Annotated in this window: 13 protein-coding genes and 1 pseudogene; 11 read left to right on the top strand and 3 right to left on the bottom strand. The window is 53.7% G+C overall.

Annotated elements, in window-relative coordinates; genetic code table 11:
* Positions 1–100: 100 nt before the first annotated feature.
* A complete protein-coding gene (locus CK910_RS22785) occupies positions 101–805 on the bottom strand; it encodes an EAL domain-containing protein (protein ID WP_157774671.1) in 705 nt (234 codons plus the stop codon).
* A gap of 323 nt (positions 806–1,128) precedes the next feature.
* Between CK910_RS22785 and CK910_RS22780 the strand changes: the two genes are divergently transcribed.
* From CK910_RS22780 to CK910_RS22750, 7 genes are all read left to right on the top strand, one after another.
* Positions 1,129–1,695, top strand: coding sequence for an opacity family porin (locus CK910_RS22780; RefSeq protein WP_098984806.1), 567 nt, complete (start codon positions 1,129–1,131; stop codon positions 1,693–1,695).
* A 756-nt stretch (positions 1,696–2,451) separates the two neighbouring features.
* The gene (locus CK910_RS22775; protein ID WP_098984805.1) at positions 2,452–3,645 is read left to right on the top strand and encodes an efflux RND transporter periplasmic adaptor subunit; all 1,194 of its coding nucleotides are present in this window, start codon (positions 2,452–2,454) and stop codon (positions 3,643–3,645) included.
* Between the two features lie 17 nt (positions 3,646–3,662).
* The gene (locus CK910_RS22770) at positions 3,663–6,812 is read left to right on the top strand and encodes an efflux RND transporter permease subunit (RefSeq protein ID WP_098984804.1); all 3,150 of its coding nucleotides are present in this window, start codon (positions 3,663–3,665) and stop codon (positions 6,810–6,812) included.
* Positions 6,805–8,190 (top strand): efflux transporter outer membrane subunit, encoded by a 1,386-nt coding sequence (locus CK910_RS22765; protein ID WP_098984803.1) that lies wholly within the window; start codon positions 6,805–6,807, stop codon positions 8,188–8,190. Before CK910_RS22770 ends, CK910_RS22765 begins: the two co-directional genes overlap by 8 nt.
* 214 nt (positions 8,191–8,404) lie before the next feature.
* On the top strand, positions 8,405–8,833 hold the full coding sequence (locus CK910_RS22760) for an FAD-dependent oxidoreductase (protein WP_157774670.1): 429 nt from the start codon (positions 8,405–8,407) through the stop codon (positions 8,831–8,833).
* Positions 8,770–9,924, top strand: coding sequence for an FAD-dependent oxidoreductase (locus CK910_RS22755; protein WP_098984801.1), 1,155 nt, complete (start codon positions 8,770–8,772; stop codon positions 9,922–9,924). The genes CK910_RS22760 and CK910_RS22755 overlap by 64 nt, the downstream gene beginning before the upstream one ends.
* 146 nt (positions 9,925–10,070) lie before the next feature.
* Entirely contained in the window at positions 10,071–10,397 is a 327-nt protein-coding gene (locus CK910_RS22750; protein ID WP_098984800.1) for a hypothetical protein, read from the top strand.
* 116 nt (positions 10,398–10,513) lie between these two features.
* On the opposite strand, the gene CK910_RS23975 is transcribed toward CK910_RS22750, so the two are convergent.
* Both CK910_RS23975 and CK910_RS22745 read right to left on the bottom strand, forming a co-directional pair.
* A complete protein-coding gene (locus tag CK910_RS23975) occupies positions 10,514–10,837 on the bottom strand; it encodes a hypothetical protein (protein WP_157774669.1) in 324 nt (107 codons plus the stop codon).
* A gap of 131 nt (positions 10,838–10,968) precedes the next feature.
* Positions 10,969–12,177 (bottom strand): tyrosine-type recombinase/integrase, encoded by a 1,209-nt coding sequence (locus CK910_RS22745; RefSeq protein ID WP_098984799.1) that lies wholly within the window; start codon positions 12,175–12,177, stop codon positions 10,969–10,971.
* 402 nt (positions 12,178–12,579) lie between these two features.
* On the opposite strand from CK910_RS22745, the gene CK910_RS22740 reads away from it, so the two are divergent.
* The 4 genes and pseudogenes from CK910_RS22740 to CK910_RS22725 form a co-directional block, all read left to right on the top strand.
* Positions 12,580–13,350, top strand: a complete 771-nt coding sequence (locus CK910_RS22740; RefSeq protein WP_172955406.1) for a LuxR family transcriptional regulator — start codon at positions 12,580–12,582, stop codon at positions 13,348–13,350.
* Positions 13,351–13,582: 232 nt separating this feature from the next.
* Entirely contained in the window at positions 13,583–14,101 is a 519-nt protein-coding gene (gene hcp1, locus CK910_RS22735; RefSeq protein ID WP_042867131.1) for a type VI secretion system effector Hcp1, read from the top strand.
* Between the two features lie 189 nt (positions 14,102–14,290).
* The gene (locus CK910_RS22730; protein ID WP_098984797.1) at positions 14,291–14,590 is read left to right on the top strand and encodes a PAAR domain-containing protein; all 300 of its coding nucleotides are present in this window, start codon (positions 14,291–14,293) and stop codon (positions 14,588–14,590) included.
* 11 nt (positions 14,591–14,601) lie between these two features.
* Positions 14,602–16,512: pseudogene (locus tag CK910_RS22725) on the top strand (type VI secretion system Vgr family protein); the annotation flags it as partial.
* Positions 16,513–16,574 lie beyond the last annotated feature (62 nt).

Raw genomic sequence — 16,574 nt, 5'->3', positions numbered from 1 at the left:
TCAGTGGGAATATTCTTCGCCACATTGGCACGTTAGATGCCGTTTAGGGAGGGGCGACCATCCCACTAGTGCATGAGCCGTTATCTGGCAAGATGATTTATTAGTTCAGCTTTGTTAGCCAGGCGTCAAGGGGGCAAGCCTCACTAGAGGTGATGTATGGCCCCGGCATGTCTGCCTGGTGTAGGGGGCTCAGCGGTAAGTGGCGCCCCGGATACTCCACGCAGTCATAAACGATGGTTGGATTGAGAGTGCGCAACTTGGTGATGACTTTTTGAAATGTTTCATATTGCAGGCCGCCTTGCTCGACTAAATGGAATATAGCATCATCTAATTTGATGATGTCATACGGTAACCAGTGAAGCCGTATCAGATCCAGTCTGTTGCTGACATCAAATTTCCCCATTGATATAAGACCGCCACACTGTTTTATATCGTCGATTTGATTGCGCAGTTTCTTATTGATTGACACGACATCTGACATTTCGCACCAGATGTTCATGTCAAGGCACCGTGCATATCGGATACATATCTTGAGTAACTGTAAATATTGTCTGGTAATATCCGGCGATGGCAGGGTGATGGAAATCACCCTGACGCCAATGGATTTTATTATCGGGAGGTCATTGATTACTTTTCTAATGGATTTTATGGCTGAGTCTGATATGTTGACAGACAATGATGGGTCTGTATCCTTAATTATGGCAAATTCATCGCCGTGGCTCACTTGATAACCAGGCATGGTTTCAAAGGCTAATATATTGCCGATATTGTCAAAAATGGCTCGGTAAAGCGCGGTGATAATCATATGATGCACGTGAAGTATTTCTATCAAAAATGCATCATATCAAGTTTACGGATAGTCGTTTTCCTTTGTTGTTGCAAGTCTTTTCTGATCAGGCGCCAGGCTTGGCCCATCGTTAATTCTGGCTCGCACATCGCAGATGTGGAATGCAGATGTGGAATATAGAGGCAGACCTGATTGGATATGCTCCGTCACTGGCTGGTTGCTATCGGGCATTTCTCGCCAATCCATGGTCTCGTGCCTACATATCTGGCTGGTTTGCTCAGGCATCATGCGCAATTCAATAACCAAAAAAACAGAGGGATAATATATAATGAAGCTAAGCAATGAAGCTAAGCACAGTGGTTTCTGCAACTGCGTTGTCAGCAATGTTGCTATTGGCTGGGTTGAGCAGTGTTCAGGCATCTTCTCAATCATATCTGCAAAAAGGTACTCATGAGCTCAATGTTCAAGGGGCTGTCGATTTCGACGCAGATGATAAATACAAGATAGATTTGAATGGCAAGTATGGTTACTTTGTCATGCAGGGTTGGGAAGTAGGTACTAACGTAATTACTGATATGAGTAAAAGTTATAAGTCAGGCGGCATCGGTATTTTCACTGAGTATAACTTTGTCAACTCAACAAACTTCGTTCCCTATGTTGGTATTGGCACTGAATTGATGCGTGCTAACTATAACGATAAGCGTGATGACAAGCTTGATACTGAATCGTTCAATTCTACTGCAATGAATTTTAAAACCAATCTTGGTGGTAAATATTTCATCAGTCCAAACGTTGCATTAACTGCAGAGGTTAACTATAACGTGGCCACCGATCATTTCAAAGTATATGGTGGTGATGCCAAGAATTCATTCACCAAATTCTTTATTGGCACCAGCTTTTATTTCTGATGGTAAGCATTTATCTAAGGGGCATATCAAGTATGCCCCTGTTTAATAAACGTCGCATTACCTGATATTGCCGCCGCCTTTCAGTATCCCCCCCCCTTTTGTTCATTTGCAGTGCTCCTTGCGTAAATCAAACCATGTCTTTGTATTATGCGTGGGCCTTCCGCAAGGCATTCCACCAGCGCAGGACGATATGCCTTGCCATTCAGAACGTATATTTTCAAATGTCATGCTGGTTAATTTATTGCATGTGCACGCCAGTGAATGTCCCCGGTGGCGCGAGATATTTGATGGTGGCAGGGTTATGGATAAGTTGGCCTTGTTCATGATAAGTTGATTAAGGGCGGCTTGACTCAACCGTAGGGAGAGTACTGCCATGTCATGGTATCTTACTTGTGCGATATCACATCGGCACTTGGCTGACGTCATTTCCCACTTAGGTGGCAGATAAATCCATCATGACATAGGATGTTTCCTATTGGTGGTTGTGGTGTGCCGTTGGTATCTTGACAGTGTATCACTAGCTGGTGATGCAATATGCTGTATATTAAGCTGTTGTAAGTTGTTGTCTGCTCCTTGTGTAAAGTTCTTTTTTTGCACGCTCTTTTAAAGGTGGAAATGGAAGTTCACCTTTAATTCTTTTGTTGATTAAATAACTCCAATATATGTCTGATGGCATTGTTGTTGTCTATGCAAAGGCTCCTTCTTTTCATTATTTCGCTTACCTCCACATAAACTAAATAGGATATTAACTCTATTATGAATAAGCATATTCTTGCTCGTTCAGTGGGTCTTGCCTTGCTGGCAACAGGCTTGCTGGCAGGTTGTGGTGACCAGGGGGGCGCGCCCCAGGGACTGGGTGGCATGCCCCCCGCGGCGGTCAACGTGGTGACCCTGCAGAGCGGCCCGCTGATGTTGACCACCGAGTTGACCGGTCGCAGCGCCCCGCTGCGGGTGGCCGAGGTGCGTCCGCAGGTGAGCGGCATCATCCTCAAGCGCCTCTTTACCGAGGGGAGCGATGTGAAGGCGGGCGAGCTGCTCTATCAGATCGATCCGGCTGTCTATCAGGCGGCGGTCGCCAGCGCCAAGGCCAATGTGGCCAAGGCCGAGGCCAACGAGCAGAGTGCCCGCCTCAAGGTGCAGCGCTATGTCGAGCTGGTGAAGGTGAAAGCGATTAGTCGCCAAGAGTATGACGATGCCGATGCCGCCTGGAAGCAGCAACTGGCCGAGATAGGCGCTGCCAAGGCGGCCTTGCAGAGTGCCAACATCAATCTGGCCTATACCCGCATCACGGCCCCCATCAGTGGTCGTATCGGTAAATCCGCAGTGACCGAGGGGGCGCTGGTGACCGCCCAGCAGGCTGACAGCCTGACCGCCATCCAGCAGCTCGATCCCATGTATGTGGATGTGCGCCAGTCTACCGCCGATCTGCTGCGCCTCAAGCGACTGGTCGCCGAGGGCAAGCTGACCCAGGACGAGCAGAAGGGCGCCAAGGTGACCTTCCAGCTGGAAGATGGCAGTACCTATGGCGAAGAGGGCTCGTTGCAGTTCTCCGACGTGACCGTGGACGAGACCTCCGGCATGGTGACATTGCGGGTGATTGTGCCCAACCCTCATCAGCTGCTGCTGCCCGGCATGTTCATGCGCGCCACCCTGCAAGAGGGCGAGCGGGCACAAGGGCTGCTGGTGCCGCAAACTGCGGTCTCCCGCACTCCCAATGGTGGTGCCACCGTGCTGGTCGTGACCGCTGATAACAAGGTGGAGTTGCGCAACGTGCAGCTGAGCCGGGTCGTCGGTAGCAACTGGGTGGTGGAGTCCGGTCTCAAGACGGGTGAGCGGGTGATCGTGGCTGGCTTGCAGAAAGTACGACCGGGCGCCGTGGTCAATCCCGCTGAGCAGGGGGCCGATGTGCCGTCTGCCCTGGCGTCTTCCAACACCCCGGCCAACAAGTAGGATGGAGTAATCGCCTCATGGCTCGATTTTTTATAGACAGACCCATTTTTGCCTGGGTGATCGCGCTGGTGATCATGTTGGCGGGCAGCCTGGCCATCATCAAGTTGCCGGTTGCCCAGTATCCCAGTATTGCGCCACCCGCTGTCGGCATTTCCGCCAGCTATCCGGGGGCCTCTGCCAAGACGGTGGAAGACTCGGTGACCCAGATCATCGAACAGAACATGACCGGGCTGGATCACTTGCTCTACATGTCTTCCCAGTCTGATTCGTCCGGCAATGTGTCGGTGACCATTACCTTCCAGCCGGGGACCGATCCCGATATCGCCCAGGTGCAGGTGCAGAACAAGCTGCAGCAGGCGATGTCGCTGTTGCCGCAAGAGGTGCAGCAGCAGGGTATCCGGGTGCAGAAGACCACCAGCAGCTTCCTGATGGTCGCGGCCTTCATCTCCAGCGATGGCAGCATGAACAACGACGACCTGGCAGATTATGTGGTCTCCAACATCAAGGAGCCGCTGAGCCGTCTGGACGGGGTCGGGGACATCACCCTGTTCGGCAGCCAGTACTCCATGCGGGTGTGGCTCGATCCCAACAAGCTCAACCGGGTGCAGATGACCCCGGGGGATGTGCAGGCTGCCATCAAGGCGCAGAACGCCCAGGTGGCGTTCGGCAAGCTGGGTGGCACCCCGTCGGTGGAAGATCAGCAGTTCACCGCGACTATCATGGGGCAGACCCGCCTCTCCACCGTGGCGCAGTTCAACGATATCCTGCTGCGGGTGAATCAGGATGGCTCCAAGGTGCGGCTCAAAGACGTGGCCCGGGTCGAGTTGGCTGGTGAAAGCTATGACGCCGAGGCGCTCTACAATGGCCAGTCCACCGCGGCGGTTGCCATCAAGCTGGCCACCGGCGCCAACGCGCTGGATACCGCCGACAAGGTGCGCGCCAAGCTCAACGAGCTGTCGGACTACTTCCCGGCCAACATGAAGATCGTCTATCCCTACGACACCACGCCGTTTGTGAAGATCTCCATTGAGGAGGTGGTGCAGACCCTGATCGAGGCGATCTTCCTGGTGTTCTGCGTCATGTATCTGTTCCTGCAGAACTTCCGCGCTACCCTGATCCCGACCATTGCGGTGCCCGTGGTGCTGCTCGGTACCTTCGGGGTGATGGCGGCGTTCGGCTTCTCCATCAACACCCTCACCATGTTCGGTCTGGTGCTCGCCATCGGCCTGCTGGTGGATGACGCCATCGTGGTGGTGGAGAACGTGGAGCGGCTGATGAGCGAGGAGGATCTCTCCCCGCTGGAAGCGACCCGCAAGTCGATGGATCAAATCACCGGTGCGCTGGTGGGGATCGCCCTGGTGCTCTCTGCCGTGTTCGTGCCGATGGCGTTCTTCGGCGGCTCGACCGGTGCCATCTATCGCCAGTTCTCGCTGACCATCGTCTCGGCCATGGTGCTGTCGGTGCTGGTGGCGTTGATCCTGACCCCGGCGCTCTGTGCCACCCTGCTCAAGCCGATGAAACACGGCGACTTTGGCGCCAAGCGCGGCTTCTTTGGCTGGTTCAACCGCACCTTTGATGTCAGCACCAATCGCTACCAGAGCGGTGTGCGCAAGGTGATCAAGCAGGGCGTGCGTTACAGCATCATCTACGGTGCGATGCTGGCAGTGCTGGCTGTGCTGTTTATGCGGATGCCCACCTCCTTCCTGCCGGAAGAGGATCAGGGGGTCATCATGTCCATGGTGCAACTGCCGGTGGGAGCGACCAAGCAGCGCACCGAGGTGGTGCTGGCGGACATGCGCGACTACTTCCTGAAAAACGAGAAGGATAACGTCGAGTCCGTGCTGACCGTGTCGGGCTTCAGCTTCGCCGGTAGCGGTCAGAACACTGGTATGGCGTTTATCAAGCTCAAGGACTGGAGCGAGCGCAAGAGCGCGGATCGCAGCGCCAATGCCATCATCGGCCGCGCCATGGGCTATCTGTTCAGCATCAAGGAGGCGCAAGTGTTCGCCTTCAACCTGCCTCCGATCCCGGAGCTGGGTACGGCGACCGGTTTTGACTTCTTCCTGCAAGATCGCGGTGGCATCGGTCACGACAAGCTGATGGCGGCGCGCAACCAGCTGCTCGGCATGGCGGCGCAGGATCCCACCCTGGTACGGGTGCGCCCGAACGGGATGGAAGATACGCCGCAGCTCGATATCAAGATCGATTACGAGAAGGCGCTGGCGCAGGGGCTCCCCATCGCGGATATCAACAACACCCTGGCCGCGGCCTGGGGTTCGTCCTACGTTAATGACTTCGTCGACCGTGGCCGGATCAAGAAGGTCTACCTGCAGGCGGATGCCCCCTTCCGGATGAACCCGGAAGATCTGAAGCTCTGGTATGTGCGCAACAGTGCTGGCCAGATGGTGCCCTTCTCCGCCTTTGCCAGTACCCAGTGGAGCTTTGGCTCGCCCCGTCTGGAGCGTTACAACGGCGTACCGGCGATGGAGATCGTCGGTGAAGCGGCGCCCGGCAAGAGTACCGGTGATGCGATGGCCGCCATCGAACAGATGGTGAAACAGCTGCCGGAAGGGGTGGGCATCGAGTGGACCGGGCTCTCCTTCCAGGAGCGTCAGGCCGGTTCACAGGCACCCGCGCTCTACGCCATCTCCTTGCTGGTGGTGTTCCTCTGTCTGGCAGCGCTCTACGAGAGCTGGAGCATTCCGTTCTCGGTGATGCTGGTGGTGCCGCTCGGGGTACTGGGGGCCCTTCTGGCTGCTACCCTGCGCGGGCTGGAGAACGATGTCTACTTCCAGGTGGGTCTGCTGACCACCATCGGCCTGTCGGCGAAGAACGCGATCTTGATCGTGGAATTTGCCAAAGAGCTCTATGACAAGGGGATGGGCGTCAGCGAAGCCGTGGTGGAGGCGGCGCGTCTGCGTCTGCGCCCGATCCTGATGACCTCGCTCGCCTTTATCCTCGGGGTACTGCCGCTGGTGATCAGCTCCGGCGCCGGTGCCAGCAGCCGTAACGCCATCGGTACCGGCGTGATGGGGGGGATGATCAGCGCCACCGTGCTGGCCATCTTCTTTGTGCCGCTCTTCTTCGTGCTGGTGATGCGCTACTTCACCAAACACAGTTCACGGGAAGAGCGGGCTGCCCTTGCCAAGGAGACTCATCATGACTAAGACGATCGTCGCCTTGAGCGTGACACTATTGCTGGGGGCCTGTTCTATGGCCCCCGACTATCAAAGACCCGAATTGCCCCAAGGCGCCTCCTGGCAGAGCAATCAGACAGCAGGGGAGGAGGCCGTCTCTCCCTGGCATCAACAGTTCCTCGACCCGACGCTGCAAAGGCTCATCGATATCGCGCTGGAGAACAACCGGGATCTGCGGATCGCGGCTCTCAATGTCGAGGCGTATGAAGCCAGGTACCGTATTCAGCGGGCGGCCCAGTTGCCGACCCTGGCAGCGAACGGCTCGGGCTCACGTCAGCAGGGGTCTGACGATCTTAGCAGCTCGGGGCTGGGGACTATCAGCAGCCAATACGATGCCAACATAGGGATCACCGCCTATGAGCTTGACCTGTTTGGCCGGATCCAGAGCCTGAAAGATCAGGCTTTGGAGACCTACCTTGCCGAGATTGAGACCCAGCGCAGCACCCAGATTGCGCTAATAGCGTCGGTAGCCAATGCCTACCTCACCTTGCTGGCGGATCAGGAGTTGCTGGCGCTGAGCGAGGCGACCCTGTCGACCGAGCAGGAGAGTTATGGCCTGACCGAGCACAAGTACCGGTTGGGTGCCGCCTCCGAGATGGAGCTTGCCCAGGGGCGTACCGCACTGGAAAGCGCCCAGGTCAGCTTGGCCCAGTACCAACGCCAGGTGAAGCAGGATCGCAATGGTCTGGCACTGCTCCTTGGCTCCCAGGTTCCAGTGCTGGACAGCCAGCCAGTGACCCTGGCCGAGGTAAAACTGGCGGCGATCCCGGTGGGCGCGCCTTCGAGCTTGCTGCAACAGCGACCGGATATTCTGGCTGCCGAGCACAGCCTTAAGGCTGCCAATGCCAATATAGGCGCGGCGCGCGCTGCCTTCTTCCCCTCCATCTCGCTCACCGCGACGGCGGGGACGGCCAGCAACCAGCTGAGCGGTCTGTTTGACGGAGGAACCGGCACCTGGTCGTTTATCCCCCAGATCAACCTGCCCATCTTCGACGGTGGCAAACGTATCGCCGATCTTGATGTGGCTGAAGTGAGTACCCGGCAGGCGGTGGCGAGCTACGAGAAGAGCATCCAGACCGCCTTCAAGGAGGTTGCGGATACCCTGGGTGCCCAGGCGGACTATCAGCAGCAGTTGCAGGCACAGCAGGCTCTGGTCGAAGCCAACCAGACCTATTTCAAGCTGGCGGAGTTTCGTTATGAGCAAGGTGTGGACAGTTACCTGATCCGGCTCGATGCCCAGCGTTCGTTGTTCAGTGCCAAGCAGGGGCTGATCAGTTCTCGCCTGGCTAAGCTGACCAATCAGGTTGCGCTCTACAAAGCTATCGGTGGTGGTTGGTCAATAGAATAATGATGCATTATGTTATTTGATTTATTCCTGTCAGCTATTAATCTTTGATAGCTGACATTTATTATGTCAATGGCGAGGTACCCCTGAAATATTTATCAGATTGTTCCTGTCTATTTTTTATGTTGCGAGTGCAGATTAAATGATTTCATCAGAATGATATTTTTAATGATTTACTATTAATAAGTTAATTGATAGGTCAAAGGGAACGATGAAAATGAATATAAAGGTAAACATAAGTGGGGTGACGTATCTCATCGGACTTTGCTTTTTATTGAAAATAGCAGCTGGATTTGCCAGTGAACCAAGCTTACAGGCACCCCAGGTTGAGTCTCATGATATTTTAATTATTGGTGGTGGTATTTCAGGACTAACCGCTGGATATTTTCTGAAGGATAAAGATTTTATTTTGCTAGAGCGGAATGATGTTGTTGGTGGGCGAGCCACATCAGGAAACTACAAACAGTTTTCGTATGCAAAGGGTACCGAGTATCTGGGCGAGCCAGATGATATTCTTACCAGTATGGTTAGTCAGCTGGGACTTGATCTGAAAGAAATCCCATCTCCCATCTCCCATCTCCCATGGATGCTATCTTTGATGGACAGGCTACTCGTTATGGTAGTGATGGTATCGCTAGGCATTTGATAAATGGCAGTAGTGTTGACACTTACAATAAGATTTTAAAATTAATTTTTTCGGCATATGCCTTTTATGAGGAAATCCCTATTGCTGATTATAACAAAAGAGCCAAAGCGCTGGATTATATTGATGCGAGGAGTTGGCTTTTAGGAAATGGAATTCCTGACATTTACATTGAAAAATACAATGTAACCAGTCGTGGGCTTTTTGGCGCCGGGTTGCAGGAAATTTCAGCGCTTAGTTTAATTCCGGAGGTCGTATTTGACTATGATGATAGTCATTTCTTACTGGATGATAATATTGGCAGTATCTCGGAACAGTATAATAAAGCCAAAAGTGAGGGTTCAAATTCGTTCACTTTTACAAAAGGTATTTCTGAGCTAACTGATAAGCTTGGTGATGTATTGAGTGATAATATTAGAACGGGATGCAATGTCACTAACATCACCAGACAAGGCAAGAATTACTCAGTGGTGTATTCCGCGCAAGATGGAAAAATGGCAACCATTATTGCCAAAAAAGTAGTTTTGGCAACGCCAGCACCAGTAACAATGAATATTGCAGATTCTATTCTCTCGTCAGAGAAAAAAAGAATTATAAAAGAAATAAATTATGCGCCTTATATCACGGTCGCTCTTTTTTCCGATGAGCCAATATTTGATAAAGCATTTGATTTGGCTGTGCCAGACAGTTACTTCTTTACTGATATATATGATGCTACATGGGTTGAACGGTTTTACAACAAGCAAAAGGCAGACCACCCAAATATTATATCTATTTATATTGCACCCAAGACGAGCATCAATAAATCACTTGTGCTCATGGGTGATCATGAATTGTTGCAGAATGTCTATCATGATTTGGATAAAGTATTTTCTGCCGCCAGCAGTAAAGTAACGGGCTATGATATTGAAAGATTTCCATATGGTTATCCCGTTATGTCATTAGGCGCTTATGAGCGGTTGGCAAAATTGAATGCTAGCAATAATGGTTCAGTTATCTTAGCTGGAGATTATATGATTTATCCGACTTTTGAAGCAGCAATTCAGTCTGGCTATTATGCAGCGGAAAAAATCCTTGAGACTGAGCGTAATTAAGGACGTTGGTTGTGATTGGTATAAGTGGTTAAGATGGTTATGGCATCGCCGCCCAGAACTTGACTCATCGGAATGGTATATCTAGCTGGGTAACTTATTTATTTACCCAAGCGTAAAACACGTTTAATTAATATTATGGAGGCAAGATGAAGGATGATGGAATTACAAGTTTTCGAGCTCCAATGGTTACTGCAAATAGTATAATGTTGGGCTTTTTATTGAATTATATGGCTACATGGGTTCGAAGCGATGTTGCTCATGTAGGTTCGGAGTGGCAGTCATACTTTATCGGGATGTGTGTTCTGGCTGGCACGGTCAGCATGATTTTTGTGTTGTTTAGAATATTGAGTGTTCGCCAAGATGATGATGCTTTGACTTTCTATAAGAATACGCTTTATCTTTTTATATTTGGTATTGGCATTGCTTTTTTTGGCGTGTTTCTTGATATGTTTATGACGTTCATGTTTGACTAACATAGTGAGTTAAATTGCGCTTAACTTTTTTCAAGTGCACCATACACCAGATTTGACAATAGCTCAAGGAAGCGGCCGATGGCCGCTTCCTTCTGGGGTCTGATTAAGCTGAAAACTCAGCGTTTGCCAAATATCCCTTGGATTACGTTACCCATAACATCAGGTGATTTTTCCACTTCATGTTGGGCTATTTGATGTTGCACAATTTCCCCCCATCGAAGAAATAAACTCCTCAGTTTTTCAGGATTACGTAAAGCGCCCGCCTGATAAGTTCGCAGGAGTTTGTCACTGATCTGGTGGTTCAGCATATGTTCAATCTCTAGAGGTCCTGCACCAAGTTCAATACCACAGCAGTTTGCAACACTGCGCCGCAGGTCGTGTACGCTAAAAGGCTCAAGTTCAGCCAGTTTACGCTTCTGTAGCCGGTCAAGAGCGCGCATAAGTGCATCACCAGTGATGGCATGACCTAGTTTTGTCGTCGATTCGAACACATATGGACTAGTCGAGGAAGTTATCATTCGCTGTTCTGCAATGATTTCATGAAAGAAGCGACCACCTGGTCGCTTCTTTCTTATTCAGTTGGTAAATCGCCAGCTACAAACTCAGCCCACGCATTCATCATGGGATGGCGCTGATCGAGCAAATCAGTACGGTGGTATGCAGCTTCTACCTTGTTTTGAACTGTGTGAGCCAACGCTCGTTCAGCGAGATCCCGCGCATAGCCTTGCTCGCTACACCAGTCCCGAAAGCTGGAACGAAAGCCATGAGCAGTTGCCATTCGGCCAGGAGTACAACTATCCGCTTTAGCTCTTCTCAGAAACATCGTCAGCACAGTGTCCGAGAGCGGTACCTGATCTCTGGGAGAAGGGAATACCAACTCGTCATGTAATCCCATCAGCCCCTTCAGGATCTCGACGGCACGAAGAGATAACGGAACACGATGTTGTTGCTTGGCCTTCATACGCTCGGCAGGCAAGGTCCAGATCCTTGCTTCCAAGTCTACTTCTGACCATTTCATTGATCGGACTTCACCAGAACGACAAGCTGTCAGGATCAAGAACTCCAGCATAGAGCGGGTTACATCGTACTGTTGCGCTGTTCTCAGGTGCTTTTGCACAAATGCAGGGATATCACGCCAGGGCATCGCAGGCTGATGCTCTACTCGCACTGACTTGCTTGGCTGAGCCGGTAGTAAGTGGTTCACCACATCCACAGGGTTTGCAGAGGTATAGCCATGAGCCCATGCCCAAGCCATCACTGCGTGTAGGCGCTGCTTAACACGGCTTGCTGTTTCCGGGATCGTCAGCCATATCGGTTGCAAAACGGAAGCGATATGGGCTGGGGTGATGGTATCAATGGAGATAGCGCCAATTGCAGGAAAGGCATATTGCTCCAAGGTGGTGATCCATTGTTTACCGTGTTTAGGGTTCTTCCAGCCTGGTAACAAGCTTTCGTAAACCAGTCTGGCAGATGCTTCCAAGGTCGGGATCTTCGGCTTGTTCTGCTCCTGCAGCCGGATCTCTAGTGGGTCCAGATTATTTGCCAGCTGTTCCCGCATTACCTGGGCGTCTCGAGCAGCGTCAGCGATAGAGATCTCAGGATAAGTCCCGAGGCCAGCGTTACGTCGTTTCTTCGTCAGTGGGCTGACATAGCGGAACACCCACTTTCCTCTGCCCTTGATGGTAGAGGGGTGTAGCGTCAACCCGGTGACGCCACCATGAGCAAGGGGCTTATCTTCAGGCTTGATGTTGCGGGCTTTGGTATCGGTGAGGATTGCCATCAGGTAACCTCCTTGAGAATTGAATATGCCACACAGTATGCCACCGAGCATGCGCAGTAGTAATATGTGATTGGGATGTATTGGACAGTGTTTATCTCTAATTCGCTGATAGTAAAGGGCTTGCTGGATTGGTGTGGAGTTGATTGGACTTGATTGCGGCGGGCACCTCCTCCGCCATTTATTCAGCCAAAAAGGCCATCCGAAAGGATGGCCTTTTTGCTATGTGCTCAGTGCCCTTTCAACGGTGCTTTCATACAGTCATATCTGAATTTGCAGGATAAACTGTGGGCAATCTCCGATTTTGTGACAGGCCCAAGTGTGCCATCCGTTGACGCTTGTTAACATGTGATACGTTTCCATGTTTGGCCACCCTACCTTGTGCACGATCCTCATACTCTAGAAATGAACACCCTGCATGCGCTGGATCTCATCGCCCAGTTTGAGACGGCCGCTGATGAGCGCACCATAGTGACCCTGTTGCGTGAACTGACCGCGCACATGGGATTCGATTATTTCAGGCTCGGCCTGATCTTCCCCAGCACCATTCAACGCCCCGACGTCATCATCTTCAACGGTTGCCCGCAAGCCTGGGTGGATACCTACACGGCCAGCGGTTTCTTTGCCATCGATCCCATCGTCAAACGCGGCATGACCCAGAGCACCCCCATTCTGTGGGCCGATGTGGTACGCGATGACGAGAGCGGTGGTGAGCAGGGCCGGGAGGTGATGCAACTGGCCAGCGAGTTTGGCATTCGCGATGGCGTGACGTTTCCCTGGCACGGAGCCAACGGCCATGTGGGCCTGCTCTCTTTCATCACCAGCGAATCTCGCACCAGGGCGCAGTGGCTCTCTGCGGTGCCCTTTCTCAGCTGGCTCTCCATGCACATTTTCGAGGCGGTGGCCCGGGTCTGTCTGGCCGGTCTGTCACCCCACGATGCGCTGAGTCTGCGGGAGCTGGAGGTGTGCCGCTGGGCTGCGGAGGGCAAGCAGGTGAGCGATATTGCCCAGATATTGGGGATCACCCCTCGTACCGTGACATTTCACCTGAACAATGTGGTGAGCAAGCTGGGGGCCAGCAGCAAGAGCCAGGCCATCTCATGGGCTCTGAAGCAGGGGATGGTCAGGTTGAACGTGGAGATGGCGCTGGTTGCCAATGTGGATGAGAAACAGTGATTTCATTGGCATTGAGCAAGTAGTTGCGCGATCTGCAAAACATTCAACTGAGTGGGCAACTATTTATGGTGTAAAGGCCGGTAACGCACAACTTATTGCGCTGCATGAGTGAGGTTTGCTTGAGTGTTTTACTTAAGATGTTGAAAAGTAAGGGCTAAAAAGAGTGGCATGGTCGCTGCTAATGGTTTGGTCGAGTGCTATCTCATTTAACCAACCCATCAGGAGCATACACATGCCAACTCCATGTTATATCAGCATCGAAGGTAAAACCCAGGGCAATATCACTGCCGGTGCCTTCACCTCCGATTCCGTCGGCAACATCTTCGTGCAGGGCCATGAAGACGAGATGCTGGTACAAGAGTTCCAACACGTTGTTACCGTGCCGACCGATCCGCAATCCGGTCAGCCTGCCGGCCAGCGCGTCCACAAGCCGTTCAAGTTCACCGTCGCCCTGAACAAGGCCGTACCGCTGATGTACAATTCCCTGGCCTCCGGCGAGATGCTGCCGAAAGTGACCCTGAAATGGTACCGCACCTCGGTCGAAGGCAAGCAGGAGCACTTCTTCTCCACAGTGCTGACTGACTCCACCATAGTCGACATCGACTGCCAGATGCCCCACTGCCAGGATCCGGCGAAGTCTGACTTCACCCAGCTGATCCAGGTCTCTCTGGCCTATCGCAAGATTGACTGGGAACACACAGTGGCTGGCACCTCCGGCTCTGACGACTGGCGTGCACCTATCGAGGCCTAAGCCCTGAGTCCTTATTAACGTTATTCCTTGTAATGCACCCCAGGGTTCTGGCGTTCACAGTGTCAGTGGTCGCCAGGCCCGTGCAAGCTTTCTCCGGCCTGTTCGTCTGGACGTGGTCGGAGCTTTTGTGTTTTGCCATATGGCTGAAGGCATCGACCTTATTGCAAAGCACAACAGAGGTCAGTCGTGATGTGTCCCACTATTGCATTGCCCGGTGAGATCGGTACTGGGCGCCATGGGCTTCACCCATCCCCCGTGATTGCCGCCAGCCCCGATGTGTTCCTCGATGGCAAGCCGGTGGTCCGGCAGGGTGATCCGCTGGCCCCTCATGTCAAACCCAACAATCCTCCCCATCCGCGCAGCATCTCGGGGGGCGTCGGCTCCGTGCTGTGCACTTTGCGGCGCAGTGGCAAGCCCATCGCCGTGGCAGGCACCGCCATAGGTTGCGGTGGCGTTGTGATTGGCTCGGGCAGCGGACAGGCAGGATAAGGAACAGCGTTATGGCAGACAGCACAGGATTACAATTTACCGTCAAGGTGGGGGCACTGCCCGAGAGCACCTTCGTGGTGGCCGAGTTTGCGCTGGAAGAGGCGCTGAACGGACCGTTCCAACTGCGATTGGAATTGGCGAGCCCAGAGCCAGATGTCGACTTTGGCACCGTGCTGGACCAGCCGTGCGAGTTGATGGTGTGGTACAACGGCGAGCTGCAGCGGCGGGTGTGCGGGGTCGTGAGTGATTTTGCGCAAGGGGACAGCGGCTTTCGCCGCACCCGCTATCAGCTCATGGTTCAGCCGGCGCTGTGGTGGCTCTCCCTTCGCCAAAATTCGCGCATCTTTCAGGCGCAAAAGCCCGATGAAATCCTCTCCATCCTGCTGCAAGAGCACGGCATCACAGACTACGCCTTCGCGCTCAAAAACGAGCACGCCCAGCGGGAATACTGCGTGCAGTACCGGGAGACCGACCTCGATTTCGTCAACCGGCTCGCCGCCGAAGAGGGGCTCTTCTACTTCCATGAATTCGACGCCGGCAAACACCGCGTCGTGTTTGCCGACGACGCGGCGGCCTTGACCGCCGGCCCCGCGCTCTTCTTCAACCTCGGCAACCGCTCGCTGGAACAAGGCCCCTATGTGCGCCAGTTTCACTACCGCGAGGCGGTGCGTCCCAGCGACGTGGAGCTCAAAGACTACAGCTTCAAGACCCCGGCCTACGGCCTCTCGCACAAAAAGGTGGGCGCTGAGCTGGAACACCAGCGGAGCACCTATCAGCACTTCGATTTCCCGGGCCGCTACAAGCAGGACGGCAGCGGCAAGGCGTTTGCCCAGCACAGGCTTGATGCGCTGCGCAATGACGCCGTGGCCGGCAGTGGCAAGTCCAACAGTGCAGCCCTGCTACCGGGCCAGTATTTTTCGCTGACCGAGCACCCGAACGGGACACTCAATACCGACTGGCAAATCGTGCGCATCAGCCACACCGGCTTGCAGCCGCAGGCGCTGGAAGAGGAGGGCGGCAGCGGCCCTACCGTCTACCACAACGAATTTGATGTGGTCAAAGCCAGTACCAGCTGGCGGGCGCGCATAGGCAGCCCACAGGCGCCTTACAAGCCCATGGTGGACGGTCCGCAAATTGCCGTGGTTGTCGGCCCCGAGGGGGAGGAGATTTACTGCGACGAACATGGCCGGGTGAAACTGCAGTTCCCGTGGGACCGCTACGGCAGCTCCAACGACCAGAGCTCCTGCTGGGTACGGGTAAGTCAGGGCTGGGCGGGTGGCCAGTACGGCATGATGGCCATCCCGCGCATTGGCCACGAAGTCATAGTGAGTTTCCTGGAAGGAGACCCCGACCAGCCCATCGTGACCGGCCGCACCTTCCACGCCACCAACCGGCCACCCTACGAGCTGCCGGTCAATAAGGCCCGCACCGTGCTGCGTACCGAAACCCACCAGGGGGAGGGCTTCAACGAGCTGCGCTTTGAAGACCAGGCGGGCAAGGAAGAGATTTACATCCACGGTCAGAAAGACCTGAACGTGCTTATCGAGAACGATGCGGCCTGGCATATCAAACACGACCAGCACTGCGACATCGACAATGAGCGGGTCACTCGCATCAAAGCCAACGACCACCTGAGCGTGGAAGGTGAGAAGCGCGACCAGATCAAGGCCGATTATTCACTCACCGTCGATGCCTCCCTGCACCAGAAGCTGGGGCAGTCGCTACTGGTTGAGGCGGGCAGCGAAGTGCATCACAAGGCGGGCATGAAAATCGTGATGGAAGCGGGCGCCGAGCTGACCCTGAAAGTGGGTGGCAGCTTTGTGAAGATTGATGCTGGTGGCGTGACCCTCAGTGGTGGCTCCATCAAGATGAACTCGGGTGGCAGCCCGGGTTCTGGCGCCGGTTGGGCAGGCAAGGCGCCCATCCTGCCGGGCAATGTCGAGGTGCCAGCACCACCTCCGGCAACCTTGCCTGCTCCGGCCAT

Source organism: Aeromonas sp. CA23 (assembly GCF_002587065.1).
Taxonomy (GTDB): Bacteria; Pseudomonadota; Gammaproteobacteria; order Enterobacterales; family Aeromonadaceae; genus Aeromonas; species Aeromonas bestiarum.
Note: the sequence above shows the minus strand (reverse complement) of the source record. Positions and strands in the feature narration are given on the sequence as shown.